Source organism: Rhodoferax sp. TS-BS-61-7, from assembly GCF_002943465.1.
Classification (GTDB): Bacteria; Pseudomonadota; Gammaproteobacteria; order Burkholderiales; family Burkholderiaceae_C; genus Allorhodoferax.
Window position 1 is genome coordinate 23297 of the sequence record NZ_PTQY01000003.1, and the last position, 12750, is coordinate 36046.

Consider the following 12750-nt stretch of genomic DNA (forward strand, 5'->3'; position numbering starts at 1 on the left):
CGGTGCGATACTGGCCGGCATGCACCAGCCTGAAGCTCCCCACGGCGTACGCCATTTCGGACAAATCCTGCTTTGGCCCCTGCGGCTGATGCCGGTGCGGGGGGCGGAGGCGCAGCACGCCAAGCCCTGGGAAATCTTGTCCGCCATGGGCGAAGCAACCCCCTGGCGCGAAGTGGTGGACGAATACACCGGCGATGCCTGCAACTTTCACGAGCGGCATTACAACGAGTTCGTCACCTTCTTGCCCTACGTGCAGCGCTTTCTGTATGGCGAAGGCCATGCCAAGGGCGGCGGGCAGGTGCACGGCTCGCCCATGCGGGTGTTCCGCCGCCACGATGTCAGCGCGGTGCGTGTCGTTTTGCGCCCCTTCGAGGAAGCCATCACCCTGAATGTGGTGCATGTCGACCTGTATTTCTTTTTGGACCTGGACCTGGTGCTGCTCAACGTCGAGGTGGCCTGCGACCACTTGCCGCTGGCGCAGGCGCAGGAGTTGCTCTACCGCTTTGGCCGTGGCTACCCCTCGGGTTGGGATGCGCAGGGACAGGCCCAGCACTGCCTGCACCAAGCCGAGTGGCTGGGCGCGCAGGGGCAGGTGCTGGCGCAATCCAACGCGGGCGAGCGTGACCTGTTCATGGCGCATGTGGCCCGCCACCGCGCCCCCCGCATTGCCGCCCATTGGGACTGGCTGTTGCAGCCGCTGGTGAGCGACCATTCGGAGCAAGAGGGCGCACTGCGCTACCGGCAGATCGAGTACTACCGCATGCCCCTGCTGGGCTACCTGGCTGTGGACGACCCCCAGACCCTGAGCCGCAGCGATTTCGTCCGGCTCGGCTTGGTCACCGGCGCGGGCCGTGCCGATGGCGAAGCCCCGCTTCCCTTCGCCGACGACCACCTGAGCGACTTTGAAGACCGGTACTGCTACGACCGGTTTTGGACGCCCGGAGGTGCCGCGCCCCACACCCGCTACCTCTGCACCGGCCATTCGCTGGTCGTGGTGGGCGATGCCAACAGCCACTTTTTTGCGTGCCGCGACCGGGGCGTGTTGGCACAGTTCAGGCACCAGCACTTTCTGCTGTTTTTGATTGCACATTTTCAGAAAGCCGCGTTGCTGATGTTTTCAGACCGGCTGGCCGAAACACTGCGCAACCTCAACATCAGCGACCCCGCCAGCGTGCGCGTGTTCAAGCGCAGCATCCGCAGCAGCTTTGCCAGCTTTTTGCGCTTTACCCACCGCTACTGGTTTCATGAAATCTCGGAACAGGCCCAAACCCGCGCGCTGTTTGCCAAGTGTGCGCAGCACCTGGGGCTGGACCCGCTGTATGCCGAAGTCAAAGAGCGCATCGCCGACATGAACAACTACCTGGAAGCAGACAGCCTGCGCCGCCAGGCCAACACTGTGGTGCGCCTTACCGTGGTCACCATCCTGGGCTTGATCGGCACCATCACCACCGGCTTCTTGGGCATGAATCTGCTGGCCGAGGCCGACGCCCCCTTGTCGCACAAGGTGCTGGTGTTTGCCCTGGTGTTTGGGGTCACCATCACACTCACGGTCTACACCATTGCCAAGTCCAAGCGCCTGTCTGATTTTCTGGACGTGATCTCCGAAGAACGCGTAGGCACCTGGACCAAGATCAAAGCCTTCGCCGCCATCTGGGCCCGTGAGCGCGATCGGGATTGAGGGCGGTGCTGGTGCGCCTAAGCCTCTGGCAGCTTGGCAATCACCTTGATCTCGAACTGAAAACCATAGAGCCAAGTCACGCCAACACCCGTTAGCGTCGGGTGCGGCGCTGGGCCCCAAAACTCATGGATCACCGGCCAGATGGTCTCCAGGTGTTGCTCCGGGTCCACGATAAATACCGTGACATCAATCACATCGTCGAAGGTGCAGCCCGCAGCCGCCAGGATGGCGTTGAGGTTCTCAAACGCCAGGCGCACCTGTTGGGTCACATCCGGTTCGGGCGAGCCGTCGGGCCTGCTGCCCACCTGGCCTGAAACAAACAAAAAGCCATTGGATTGGATGGCGGGCGAGTAGCGGTTCTGCTCATAAAGCGCCTGGCGCCCAGCGGGGAAAACAACATTGCGGACTGACATGGAATACCTCGTTCGATGGTGGGTGTGTAGAGAAAAGCCAATTGGCTCGCCCTGAATTTAGGCGGCCGTGGCCCCGGTATAAACCAGCAAGTCGCACAATCACTGTTTGCAATTTCCAAACAATCAACGGGGTAAGGTGAGGCCGATATGGACCGTTTTGATGCAATGCAAGCCTTTGTGCGCGTGGTGGAGACGGGCAGCTTTACCAAGGCCGCGCTCACCCTGCACATGAGCAAAACCACGGTGACACAGCTGGTGCAGCAGTTGGAGGCACGGCTGCGCGTCAAGCTGCTCAACCGCACCACGCGGCAGGTCCACGTCACCGCCGATGGCGCGGCCTACTACGAGCGGGCCGTGCGCCTGCTGGTGAACCTGGACGACGCCGAGACCAGCCTGTCCAGCGCCACCGCAGCGCCCCGGGGGCGGCTGCGGGTGGACGTGCCGAGTCCGCTGGCCCGCATGTTGTTGGTTCCCGCTTTCCCGGCATTCCACGCCCGTTACCCGGACCTGCAGATCGAGATGGGCGTGAGCGACCGCATGGTCGACCTGATTGGCGACAACGTGGACTGCGTGATCCGCGGTGGCGAAGTCACCCAACCCTCGCTCATCGCGCGCCATGTGGGCGACCTGCAGCTTGGTGTGTATGCGGCGCCCAGCTACCTGCAAAGGTTCGGCCAACCCCAGCACCCTTTGGATCTGGAAGCAGACCCGCACCGCATCGTTGGCTTTTTGTCGTCACGCACCGGCAAGCTCTTGCCCAGCACCCTGCGCCAGGGCGATGAACGCATCGAAGTCAAAGGCAAACACGCCCTGGCCGTGGACGACGGCAACGCCTACCTTGCCGCTGGCTTGGCGGGCGTGGGAGTGCTCTGGCTGCCGCACTACATGGCCAAGCCCCACCTGGCGCGTGGCGAACTTGTGCCCTTGTTTACAGACTGGGCGCTAGACCCCATGCCCCTGTACCTGGCCTTCCACCCCAACCGCCATGTGAGCGTCAAGTTGCGGGTCTTTATCAACTGGGTTGTGGAGGTGATGGCCGAGCACGCGTCCATCGCTGTCAGATCAGGTGTGTGAAGAGAGTCCGTGGGTTTGCGCCATATGCGCTGCCCCAAATAGCCGAGATATTTGCTATCTATTCAGTAGCTGCTCGCGCAATATCTACAAGGGCTAGAGGCATGTTTGACTCATAAACTTCTGGCGAAGCAACTGCGTTACGCAGTGACTGCGGGCGCAGGCTGCACGTGCATGGGTGACGCCTCAAACCGCAGCTTTGCTTGCCATACGTCGTAGGCGCTTTGCTCTGCCAGCCACAGGCGCGCTTCGCCACCGCGTTCCACGCCCAGCCACGCCTCAATGCGCAGGGCCATTTCAGGCGAAATAGCCGCACGACCATTCAACACACGCGACAGGGCCACCCGTGAAACGTCCAATTGCTTGGCCGCGTCGGTCACATTCAGCCCCAACGCGGGCAGCACGTCGTCACGCAGCGTCAAGCCGGGGTGAGGGGGGTTAAACATACGCGCCATATCCATCTCCTAGTGATAGTCCTGATAGTCCACCAGCACGGCATCCGTGCCTTCAAAGGTGAAGGTCATTCGCCAATTTCCGTTCACCCACACCGAAAAATGGCCTTTGAGTTCGCGCCCCTTCAGGGGGTGCAATCCCCAGCCTGGCAGGTTCATGCCCTGGGCATTGGTGGCTTCGTTCAAGCGGCGCAACATGGCAGCCAGCCGTGGCGCATGGACCGCTTGAATGCCCGCCATGCTTCCCTTCTCAAAAAAGGCTTTCAGCCCCTTGTGCCGGAATGACTTGATCATGGGTGAGTGTATCGCATAGCGCTACGCTTTGCAAGCTGCTGCCGTAGCGTCAAATGCAACGCTGGCCGATCTGAAGCCGCGGGACTGGATGCTCTGGTTGCCTCAATTTGCTATCAAAACAGAAGCTGCTTGCGCATATTCCAAAGGGGCTAGAGGCCAATTGATGCCTAAACGCCAGCGAACCCGCCCCGTTATTTAAAGCCCGTTGACCGAAGGCAGCAGCCCCGCCAAGTGCCTGCGCCCCAGCGGCGTGACCTCCAGCGCGCGCTCGCCCTCGTGGCGGCGCAGCCAGCCGTGTTGCAGGTAGTGGGTTAGCAGGGCTTTGGGCAGCTTGCCTGCCATGTGGTCGCGGCGTTCGGACCAGTCCAGGCAGCGGTAGGCCACGCGGGCGGAGGGCGGCTGAAACCCCTCTCCATACAGGTAAATTTGTCCGCAGCCATTGCGGTCTAAGGTACGCTATGCGCTGCAAGATTCAAGAAAAGGAGAGGAAGGTTCAATGGAAATTGAAAAAATCGTTGCATACGCAGGCGTTGCAGCCTTCATTGTTCTAGCCATAGTCTTTCTACGCCGCCTTTGGCGCGCTCTAGTTAATCCGAATACTGCGTATAGGCTCGGTCGCAAAGCGAGTCGGCTTGGTCGTGACTCGGGCAACGTAGCCCTTGATGCCGCTCATTCCTTTGGACGCGCAGCAGGCCATGTTGAGAATGTTGCTGGAGTAGTGGGGCGGTCATTCCAAGATGGGCGCAACACCACAAAGCATAGTGATAGCACCCCTGATACCAAAGCTTGAACACATTGCGATGACTTGGTTTAGCCGAAGATTTTTTTGAGTCGAAGGACAGTGCACTCAATCTTGCAGAGGTCAAAGTTGCATCAGAAAAAATGGGGGTAAAGAGCTCGCCGATAGTCTTGGACATGACTTTTGACAATGCGGCAATCCTGATGTGATAAGTAGCGTCGGTATCTCCTCAAACCATCGACCCCCGATGCGCCCCAAACCCCGCCATCGCCCCATCCGACACGGCTAGCGTCACATTCCCCGCCGCGCGCGCTGCATCCCCACACGCAAAGACATTGGGCACGCTGGTGGCCTTGAAGTCATCCACCTTTATGAACAAGCCCATGGGGCCGTCTTCCAGCGCGCAGCCCAGCTGCTCGGCCACGGGGCTGCTGATCAGCGTGCGTGGCTGGGTGAACAGGCCGTTCAAGCGGACGGTCCGGCCGTCTTGCAGCACCACGTCGGCGTGGCCGTCTATGCGTTCAATCAACACGGGCTCCACCTGCGTGCCGCGGCGGGCGATGGCGGCCAAGTCTTCGTCGCTGGGTGTGTAGGCGCCGTTCAGAAACAGGGTGGGGCTGCCCCAGTCCGGCAGCATGAGGGCGTGGTGCAGCGCCAGGGGCGACGCGGCGATGATGCCGATGGGGCCCGCGTTCATCTCGTAGCCGTGGCAATACGGGCAGTGGAAGATGCTGCGGCCCCAGCGCTCGGCCAGACCGGGCACAGGGGGCAGCTCGTCGCGCACTCCGGTGGCCAGGATGAGGCGGTGGGCGCTGATGGCCTCCGTGCCCACGCGGAACTCCAGCCGCCCATCAGTTGCCACACGCGCGTCTTCTGCGGTGCCGTGTTGCCATTCCACGTTGGGGTAGTTCATGAGCTGCTCGCGGGCGTCGGCGGCTATCTCAGCTGGTGGGCGGCCGTCTTGCGTCAGGAATCCGTGTGATGTTTCGCCCGCGGCGTCCACAAAGCGGTTGCGGCGCTGGCCTGCGTCTACCACCAGCACCTGGCGGCGCGCGCGGGCAAGTTGCAGGGCGGCAGACAGGCCGGCGTAGCTGCCGCCGATGACGGCAAAGTCGATGTGTTTCACGTGGTGTGTTCCTTCAGATGGTGGTGTGTTGCGTGGCCTGCGGCTTGGTGCCGCACCATGCGGCGGTGAAAGTCGGCAGACAGCGTGGCCAGGGTGACGGCGCCAAAGCGTTTGAGCAGCAGGGCCTCGGCCTCTTGCGCGGCGCCGGCCAGGGCGTCGTTCACGGCCTGGGCCACCAGGCAAGTGGGCCGGTCTTCGCGAAAGCCCAGCGACACCAGTGGCGGCGCGCCCAGCGCCTGGTACACGTCGCCCAGGGTGATGCGGTCCATATCGCACGACAGCAGCCAGCCGCCGCCGTGGCCCTTGGCCGACACCACAAACCCTGCGTCGCGCAGGCCGCCCATCAGGCGGCGCAGCACCACGGGGTTGGTCTGCATGGCGGCGGCCAGCGCCTCGGAGGTGGCAGGGCCTTCGCCCTCGGCCATGTGCAGCAACACGTGCAATACGTCGGACAGTTGGCTGTTTTGTTTCATGCAACAAATATAGTTTCATGATGTAAACCTTGCTAGGTGCAAGGATTTTGGCGGGCTGGTTGCTGGCGCCGCTCGATAATAGGCAGACACCCCGCAGCCACCCACCCGGAGCCTGTCATGTCCCTTGCGATGCTGAAAACCCTGTATGCCCAAAAGACCTGGGCCAATGCCGAGCTGTACGACTGCATGGCCACGGTGGACCCGGCCCAGCACGCCGAGCCGCTGCACACGGCCATCCGCACGCTCAACCACATCTATGTGGTGGACCGCATCTTTCGCGCGCACCTGTTGGGCGAGCCCCATGGTTACACGCAGAGCAACACGGTAGAGACGCCCGAACTGGGCGAGCTGCACTTTGCGGCGGCCGAGACGGACCTGTGGTTTGAGGCCCACCTGGCCGGGCTGGACGCCAGCGCGCTGACGGAGAGCCTGACGTTCCAGTTCACCGATGGCGACGCCGGGCGCATGACGCGGGAGGAGATGCTGTTCCATGTGCTCACCCACGGGGCCTACCACCGCGGCAATGTGGGCCAGGTGCTCAAGGGCATCAGCGTCACGCCACCGCGTGATCTGCTGACCAAGTTTTTGCACCAGCGTGAACCTGCCAGACGGCAGGGCTGATGTTTTCATTTCTTTTGATAGATGCTTCCATTTATGCCAAACAACACACCTTTCGTTTCCAACAGCGCCACCTCCGAAGCCCAAGCCTGGGAGGCACTCAAACAACTGGGCGACGCCGCGCTGGCGCAGGGTGGCTTGCAAGCCGTGCTGCAGATGTTTGTGGGCACGCTCACCGGTGCCGAAGAAGTGGCCCGCGTGAGCGAAGAGGCTGGCCACCCCGACAGCCTGACGCCCGAGGTGATTGCCCAGTGGATCAGCACCGACTACGCCCCTGGCATGCAGCAGGCGCTGGCGCAGGGTGGGGCGGAGTAGGGCGCAGTAGTTACACCTAGCCATGGGGCAAAGACACCACGGCTTGCAAGCCGGGGTTTAAGGATGCCAAGGTAACGTCGCCGCCATGCTGTCGGGCTACGGCTCGCGCGATGGACAAACCCAAGCCCACCCCGCCGGTGTCCCGGCTTCTGGAGTGCTCTAACCGGTAGAAGGGTTCAAACACCCGCTCCATTTCTTCGGGCGGGATGCCGGGGCCTGGGTCTTGGATCGCAATGTCCAGCGAACCCGGTAGCTCCTGCAGCCTCACGGTCGCCGAGCCGCCATAACGCACGGCGTTTTCGATCAGGTTGCGAATGGCGCGGCGCAGGCTGTTGGGCCGGCAGCGGTAGTCGATGCGTTCGCTCTCCAGAAACTCCACGGCCAGCCCTAGCTCGGCCAGATCGTCACACAGGCTGCCCAGCAGGGCGGTGATGTCCACAACCCGGGTTTCTTCCTCAGCCCCTTCGTGTTTGGCAAATGACAGCGTTGCCTCGGTGATGGCCTGCATCTCGGCCACGGTGTCCAGAATTCGGGCTTGGAGTTCGGCATCGGGAATGAACTCGGCGCGCAGGCGCAGGGTGGTCAGCGGTGTCCGCAGGTCGTGGCCGATAGCGGCCAGCATGCGCGTGCGGTCCACGATGAAGCGGTGCAAGCGCAGCTGCATGCGGTTAAAGGATTCATACAGTTGGCGCACATCGTCCGGGCCACTGGGTGGCTCCAGTGGGGCGGATTCACCGCGGCCCAGCGCCTCCGCAGAGGCGGTGAGTTGCTGCAGCGGGCGCGCAATCTGCCGAGCCACCAGTACACCAATCAGGCACAACACGGCCGCGGTAATGCCCACCGACAGCAGCGACTGCGAACTCCACAGGCTCACCGGGGTGGGCTTGTGGTACGCGGCGTTTAGCCAGGTTCCATCGTCCAGCTGCCCCACGATGCCCATACCTTCGTGGCCCGAGAAGTACACAAAACGCGCGCTGGCCAGACCGGAATCAGCGGTGAAGGTTTGCCAGGCGGTGACGTCAGCGGGGGGCGCGGCACCTGTGGGTATTGCTGCAGGGCTGATGGAGCGGTCGGCCTGCGTTTGGGTACGGATCAGCTCTTGCACCGATTGGTCCAGGTATGACCGGGCCATGCCAAACCACACCTGCGGATCGCGGGTGGAGGCTTCATCAGACAGCCAGAAACGCGCGTAGCCGGTGGAGCTGGCGATGAGCACCGTTTGACGTACCTCGCGTGGCACCGTGCCCAGCACCTTGGACAGCGCCGTGCTGCGGTTGATGAAATCCGCCTGCACGGTTTGGCGGATGGCCGCTTCGCGCTGCACCGAGGAGATGAGAAACGCAATGCCCTGCCCAACCAGCAGCGCCAGCAGAATGAGGGCCACAAACCGCCCCGCAAGACTGCGTTGCCACCAGCGCCTCATAGCGCCTCCACGTCCACACACAGGCTGTACCCGCCGCCCCAGTGCGTCTGGATGATGGTGGGGGCCTTGGGATCGGGTTCGATCTTCTTGCGCAACCGGCTGATCTGGTTGTCGATGGTGCGGTCCAGCGGGCTGGTGGTGCGGCCACTGGTCAAGTCCAGCAGCTGGTCGCGTGAGAGCACCGTGTGTGGATGCTCCAGAAACACCTTTAGCAGGCGGAACTCTGCCGTACTCAGCGCGACACCCACACCGTCTTGGCTTTGCAGCTCCCGCTGGGGCAGGTTCAGGCGCCAGCCGTGGAAGCCCAGCACCTGGCTCGCGGGTTTGTCGGGCAACACGGGGGCACCAGCGCTGCGCCGCAGGATGGTGCGGATGCGGGCCAGCAGCTCGCGTGGGTTGAAGGGTTTCACCAGGTAGTCGTCTGCACCCAGTTCCAAGCCCACCACCTTGTCCGCATCGTCGGCCAGCGCGGTCAAGAAGATGATGGGCACCTGGCTGGTCAGGCGGATCTGGCGGCAGGCGGAGAGGCCATCTTCGCCGGGCATCATGATGTCCAGCACGATCACATCCACCTTCTCGCGCGCCATGAGGCTGCGCAATGCGGCGGCGCTCTCCACCGCACTGACGCGCAGGAAATGCTGCGACAGGTATTGGCAGAGCAGGTCACGGATGTCGTGGTGGTCATCCACGACGATGACATGTGACTCTTGGGTCATGGGTGTGTTTTTGTTGGAGCTGGCGAGCGGCTGATTCAGCGGGGTAGCCAGGAAACTATAGCGGCGCGATGCCGGTTTATGGCACCCATTTGGCGCTTGATACAAATTAGTACAGCTGCGGATTTTCTCGGCACACTTTGGCGACAAGTGTTCGTTAACCTCGGTTTCTATTGGCAACCACACCGTATTCACCAGAGGAAAAAACATGACGAAATCTCCCATCCACAGCAAGCTGCAGCAGCCCTATCGGCGCACCCTGTTCAAAGCCGTTGCGGCCCTGATGTCTATGACGTTGGTCAGCGGTCTTGCCATCGCACAAACTGCCTCGCCCACGGTCCTGCGCTTCAGCGACCACGAGCCTTTGGGTGGCATGCGCACCCGTTTTCTCAAGGAGGTGTTTTTCCCTGCGATTGAGCAGGAATCAAAAGGGCGACTGAAAGTGGAAGACCACTGGAATGGCGAACTGGCAGGGCCGTATGAAGCACTGGGTAGCGCTGGCAAATTGCCCACCGTAGACATGGCCACGGTGGTGCCCGAGTACACGGCCAAAGAGCTGCCGTTGCACCAACTTTTCAAGAGTTTTCCGGTGGGGCCCACGGGTGACAAGCAGGTTCAGTTTTTCCGCCGTGTGTACCAGGAGGTACCTGCGTTTAACGATGAGCTGGCCAAGAATGATTTGGTGAGCCTGTACTTCGGCACGGGTTACCCCGTAGCGTTTTACAGCACCACCCCGATTGCAGATGTGAAGGACGTGGCGGGCAACAAATGGCGGTCGGCCAGCTTTTGGCATCTGGACTTTTTGCGCAATGCCGGGGCCACGCCGGTCACCATGCATTGGGGCCCGGAAGTTGCCGCCGCGCTGAAGAACAAAACGCTGGACGGCCTGATGGTCAACGTGGACAGCGGCTACATGCTCAAGGCCCATGAGATGGCACCCAATGTGCTGGTCTCCAAAGACCTGTGGTTGGGGCACCTGTACTTGGTCGCCATGAAGAAGAGCGTGTGGGAGGGCTTGGCTGTGGAGGACAAAGATGCGATTCGACGTGCCGCCGAGCGGTCTTACCGCACCTTGGGCCGTGTGATGGACGAGAGCTTCAACACACAGATCGATGATCTGCAAAAAGCGGGTGCCAAGGTGCGCACGCTGAGCCTGGCCGAGGCACAGACCTGGCAAACCATGACGCAGTACCGGCAGATTCAGGATGCCTGGGCGGCCAAGCAACAGACGCAAGGCGTGGGCAACGCTACGGCCGTGCTCCAACAAGTCTCCACGATCCTGGAAGCATCCTTGCGCTAGACGAGGCGCCTTTCTCAAGGCTGGCGGATAGACTTCCAGCATCGTTGATCTATCCGTTTTTATGGCTACTACCTCGACACGCAGCAGCTACACCTTGCCCCCCGCCACCGTGCAAGACTACGCGCGCCAGGGCGCTGTGGTGCTGCGCGGTGTGCTCAGTCCGAATGAAGTGGCCCAGCTTGCGCGCGGCATCGAACACAACCTGGCCCACCTGAGCCCGCTGGCCCTGGTGGCCAGCCAGGCCGATGACCCGGGCAGGTTTGTCGAAGACTTTTGCACTTGGCAACACAACCCCGACTATTCCGATGTGATGCAGCACAGCGCCTTGCCCCGCGTGGCCGCGCAGCTGATGCAGAGCGACACCGTGCGCATTTACCACGACCACCTGCTGGTGAAAGAGCCCGGCACGCGCCAACCCACGCCCTGGCACCAAGACCAGCCCTACTACAACGTGAGTGGCCGGCAAAACGTGAGCTTCTGGATACCCGTGGACCCGGTGCCGCTGGAAAGCACGCTGCGTTTTGTGGCCGGCTCGCACGCGGGCACCTGGTACATGCCACGCACCTTTCGCGACCAGCAGGCCAAGTGGTTCCCCGAAGGCGCGCTGGCCGAGCTGCCGCAGATTGACGCGCAACCGGACCAATTTGAACAACTGGGCTGGGCGCTGCAGCCGGGCGATGCCGTGGCCTTCCACATGCTCACTTTGCACGCCAGCAGTGGCGTGGGGCCGGGCACGCGGCGGCGCGTGTTCTCGGCCCGCTACCTGGGCGACGACGCGCGCCACGCGGTGCGCAGCTGGCGCACCTCGCCGCCGTTCCCCGGCCTGGCAGACCGCCTGCCCGATGGTGCAGTGATGGACGACGCGTTATTCCCCTTGCTGAACTGGCGGTAGGCCGCATGGAGCTGCTGCCGCACGTGCGTTTGCTGCGCGCCCTGGCCGCCGTGGCGCAGGCTGGCAGCAGCCAGCGGGCGGCCACGCTATTGCATGTGGCGCAGTCCTCCGTCGTCCGCGCGGTGCAGCAGCTGGAGGCTGCGCTGGGCAGCCCCATGTTTGAACGCGGTGGGCGCGGCATGCAGCCCACGCCGCGTGGCCGCCAACTGGCGCTGCGGGCCACGCGGGCCTTGCAGTTGCTGGCCGATGCGGACCGGCATCGCACGCGCAGTGCGGCGGTCTGGCACCACAGCCCGCTGGCGCTGGGCGTGGCTGCGCGCCACCTGCAGGTGCTGCAGGCGCTGGTGGACACGGGCAGCGAAGGGCGTGCAGCGCAGCAGCTGGGTGTGAGCCAGCCGGCCGTGCACCAAAGCCTGCAGCAGCTGGAGCACATGGCGGCGGCGTCGCTGTTTATTCGCGCACGCAGCGGCCTGCGGCTGGACGAGGCGGGTGAGGGCCTGTTGCTGGCCAGCAAGCTGGCGCAGGCCGAGCTGCGCCAAGCGGTGGACGAATGGCCAGAGCCCGGTGCGGCGCTGCAGGGGCGGCTGGTGATTGGCACGCTGCCGTTTTCCACCACCGTGCTGCTTGCGCCTGCAGTGGAGCAGTTGCTGGCGCAGCAGCCCGGTGTGCAGCTGGTGCTGATCGACGGCACTTTTGATGCGCTGGTGGCGCAGCTGCGCCATGCGGAGCTGGACTGCATCGTGGGGGCCTTGCGCAACACACCACCGTCGGCAGACCTGAGCCAGGAGGTGCTGTTTGAAGACCGGCTGGCCGTGGTGGCGCGTGCCGGCCACCCGCTGGCGCAGCGCCGCCGCCTGGGCTGGGCGGCCCTGCGTACGGCGCAGTGGGTCATGCCCATGCCCAACACCCCGGCCGAAAAGGCATTTGCACAGATGCTGCAGGCCGCGGGCCTGCCAGCACCGGCCGGGCAGGTGCGTGCCAACAGCGCGCTGATGATGCAGGCCATGCTGCAAGACAGCGACCGCCTGGCCCTGATGTCGCCCCGCCAGGTGGCGCGCGAAATGGCGGCGGGCCTGCTGGTGGAGCTGCCCTTGCCGGTGCAACACGCGCCGCGGCAGATTGGCGCCATGTGGCGCACCAGCTATTTGCCCACACCAGCCGCAGCACAGTGGCAGGGCATCTTGCGGCAGGTGGGGTTGGCACTTGATGGTGGCCGGTAGACATAAGCAGATTGCATAGGTCA

General features: G+C 63.1%; 15 protein-coding genes. 7 read left to right on the forward strand and 8 right to left on the reverse strand.

Going from position 1 to position 12750, the window contains the following annotated elements:
- Positions 1 to 19 precede the first annotated feature (19 nt).
- Entirely contained in the window at positions 20 to 1678 is a 1659-nt protein-coding gene (locus C5F53_RS08770; RefSeq protein WP_105261009.1) for a hypothetical protein, read from the forward strand.
- 17 nt (positions 1679 to 1695) lie between these two features.
- On the opposite strand, the gene C5F53_RS08775 is transcribed toward C5F53_RS08770, so the two are convergent.
- Positions 1696 to 2091, reverse strand: a complete 396-nt coding sequence (locus C5F53_RS08775; protein ID WP_105261010.1) for a RidA family protein — start codon at positions 2089 to 2091, stop codon at positions 1696 to 1698.
- Positions 2092 to 2238: 147 nt separating this feature from the next.
- Between C5F53_RS08775 and C5F53_RS08780 the strand changes: the two genes are divergently transcribed.
- The gene (locus C5F53_RS08780; RefSeq protein WP_105261011.1) at positions 2239 to 3165 is read left to right on the forward strand and encodes a LysR family transcriptional regulator; all 927 of its coding nucleotides are present in this window, start codon (positions 2239 to 2241) and stop codon (positions 3163 to 3165) included.
- 137 nt (positions 3166 to 3302) lie between these two features.
- On the opposite strand, the gene C5F53_RS08785 is transcribed toward C5F53_RS08780, so the two are convergent.
- The 5 genes from C5F53_RS08785 to C5F53_RS08805 all read right to left on the reverse strand — a co-directional run bounded on the left by C5F53_RS08785 (position 3303) and on the right by C5F53_RS08805 (position 6246).
- Positions 3303 to 3617: a HigA family addiction module antitoxin gene (locus C5F53_RS08785; RefSeq protein WP_105261495.1), complete on the reverse strand. Its 315-nt coding sequence runs from the start codon at positions 3615 to 3617 to the stop codon at positions 3303 to 3305.
- Between the two features lie 9 nt (positions 3618 to 3626).
- Positions 3627 to 3908: a type II toxin-antitoxin system RelE/ParE family toxin gene (locus C5F53_RS08790; RefSeq protein ID WP_105261012.1), complete on the reverse strand. Its 282-nt coding sequence runs from the start codon at positions 3906 to 3908 to the stop codon at positions 3627 to 3629.
- Positions 3909 to 4103: 195 nt separating this feature from the next.
- Entirely contained in the window at positions 4104 to 4292 is a 189-nt protein-coding gene (locus C5F53_RS20330; protein WP_201740826.1) for a hypothetical protein, read from the reverse strand.
- Between the two features lie 584 nt (positions 4293 to 4876).
- Positions 4877 to 5773, reverse strand: coding sequence for an NAD(P)/FAD-dependent oxidoreductase (locus tag C5F53_RS08800; RefSeq protein WP_105261013.1), 897 nt, complete (start codon positions 5771 to 5773; stop codon positions 4877 to 4879).
- Entirely contained in the window at positions 5770 to 6246 is a 477-nt protein-coding gene (locus C5F53_RS08805; protein ID WP_105261014.1) for an Rrf2 family transcriptional regulator, read from the reverse strand. Before C5F53_RS08805 ends, C5F53_RS08800 begins: the two co-directional genes overlap by 4 nt.
- Before the next feature lie 117 nt (positions 6247 to 6363).
- Between C5F53_RS08805 and C5F53_RS08810 the strand changes: the two genes are divergently transcribed.
- Both C5F53_RS08810 and C5F53_RS08815 read left to right on the forward strand, forming a co-directional pair.
- Positions 6364 to 6867 (forward strand): DinB family protein, encoded by a 504-nt coding sequence (locus tag C5F53_RS08810; protein WP_105261015.1) that lies wholly within the window; start codon positions 6364 to 6366, stop codon positions 6865 to 6867.
- Between the two features lie 33 nt (positions 6868 to 6900).
- On the forward strand, positions 6901 to 7179 hold the full coding sequence (locus C5F53_RS08815; protein ID WP_105261016.1) for a hypothetical protein: 279 nt from the start codon (positions 6901 to 6903) through the stop codon (positions 7177 to 7179).
- 16 nt (positions 7180 to 7195) lie between these two features.
- On the opposite strand, the gene C5F53_RS08820 is transcribed toward C5F53_RS08815, so the two are convergent.
- Both C5F53_RS08820 and C5F53_RS08825 read right to left on the reverse strand, forming a co-directional pair.
- A complete protein-coding gene (locus C5F53_RS08820) occupies positions 7196 to 8602 on the reverse strand; it encodes a HAMP domain-containing sensor histidine kinase (protein WP_105261017.1) in 1407 nt (468 codons plus the stop codon).
- Positions 8599 to 9318, reverse strand: a complete 720-nt coding sequence (locus C5F53_RS08825) for a response regulator (protein ID WP_105261018.1) — start codon at positions 9316 to 9318, stop codon at positions 8599 to 8601. The genes C5F53_RS08820 and C5F53_RS08825 overlap by 4 nt, the downstream gene beginning before the upstream one ends.
- Positions 9319 to 9523: 205 nt before the next feature.
- Between C5F53_RS08825 and dctP the strand changes: the two genes are divergently transcribed.
- The 3 genes from dctP to C5F53_RS08840 all read left to right on the forward strand — a co-directional run bounded on the left by dctP (position 9524) and on the right by C5F53_RS08840 (position 12727).
- The gene (gene dctP, locus C5F53_RS08830) at positions 9524 to 10615 is read left to right on the forward strand and encodes a TRAP transporter substrate-binding protein DctP (protein ID WP_105261019.1); all 1092 of its coding nucleotides are present in this window, start codon (positions 9524 to 9526) and stop codon (positions 10613 to 10615) included.
- A 61-nt stretch (positions 10616 to 10676) separates the two neighbouring features.
- On the forward strand, positions 10677 to 11507 hold the full coding sequence (locus C5F53_RS08835) for a phytanoyl-CoA dioxygenase family protein (protein WP_105261020.1): 831 nt from the start codon (positions 10677 to 10679) through the stop codon (positions 11505 to 11507).
- A gap of 5 nt (positions 11508 to 11512) precedes the next feature.
- Positions 11513 to 12727 (forward strand): LysR family transcriptional regulator, encoded by a 1215-nt coding sequence (locus C5F53_RS08840; protein WP_105261021.1) that lies wholly within the window; start codon positions 11513 to 11515, stop codon positions 12725 to 12727.
- Positions 12728 to 12750: the final 23 nt, after the last annotated feature.

Bases quoted from the DNA above. Each gene is read 5' to 3' on its own strand.
- C5F53_RS08825 (WP_105261018.1), bottom strand. From the start codon at position 9,318: ATGACCCAAGAGTCACATGTCATCGTCGTGGATGACCACCACGACATC.
- C5F53_RS08785 (WP_105261495.1), bottom strand. From the start codon at position 3,617: ATGGCGCGTATGTTTAACCCCCCTCACCCCGGCTTGACGCTGCGTGAC.
- C5F53_RS08810 (WP_105261015.1), top strand. From the start codon at position 6,364: ATGTCCCTTGCGATGCTGAAAACCCTGTATGCCCAAAAGACCTGGGCC.
- C5F53_RS08840 (WP_105261021.1), top strand. From the start codon at position 11,513: ATGGAGCTGCTGCCGCACGTGCGTTTGCTGCGCGCCCTGGCCGCCGTG.
- C5F53_RS08835 (WP_105261020.1), top strand. From the start codon at position 10,677: ATGGCTACTACCTCGACACGCAGCAGCTACACCTTGCCCCCCGCCACC.
- C5F53_RS08815 (WP_105261016.1), top strand. From the start codon at position 6,901: ATGCCAAACAACACACCTTTCGTTTCCAACAGCGCCACCTCCGAAGCC.
- C5F53_RS08820 (WP_105261017.1), bottom strand. From the start codon at position 8,602: ATGAGGCGCTGGTGGCAACGCAGTCTTGCGGGGCGGTTTGTGGCCCTC.
- C5F53_RS08790 (WP_105261012.1), bottom strand. From the start codon at position 3,908: ATGATCAAGTCATTCCGGCACAAGGGGCTGAAAGCCTTTTTTGAGAAG.
- C5F53_RS08805 (WP_105261014.1), bottom strand. From the start codon at position 6,246: ATGAAACAAAACAGCCAACTGTCCGACGTATTGCACGTGTTGCTGCAC.
- C5F53_RS08770 (WP_105261009.1), top strand. From the start codon at position 20: ATGCACCAGCCTGAAGCTCCCCACGGCGTACGCCATTTCGGACAAATC.
- dctP (WP_105261019.1), top strand. From the start codon at position 9,524: ATGACGAAATCTCCCATCCACAGCAAGCTGCAGCAGCCCTATCGGCGC.
- C5F53_RS08780 (WP_105261011.1), top strand. From the start codon at position 2,239: ATGGACCGTTTTGATGCAATGCAAGCCTTTGTGCGCGTGGTGGAGACG.
- C5F53_RS08775 (WP_105261010.1), bottom strand. From the start codon at position 2,091: ATGTCAGTCCGCAATGTTGTTTTCCCCGCTGGGCGCCAGGCGCTTTAT.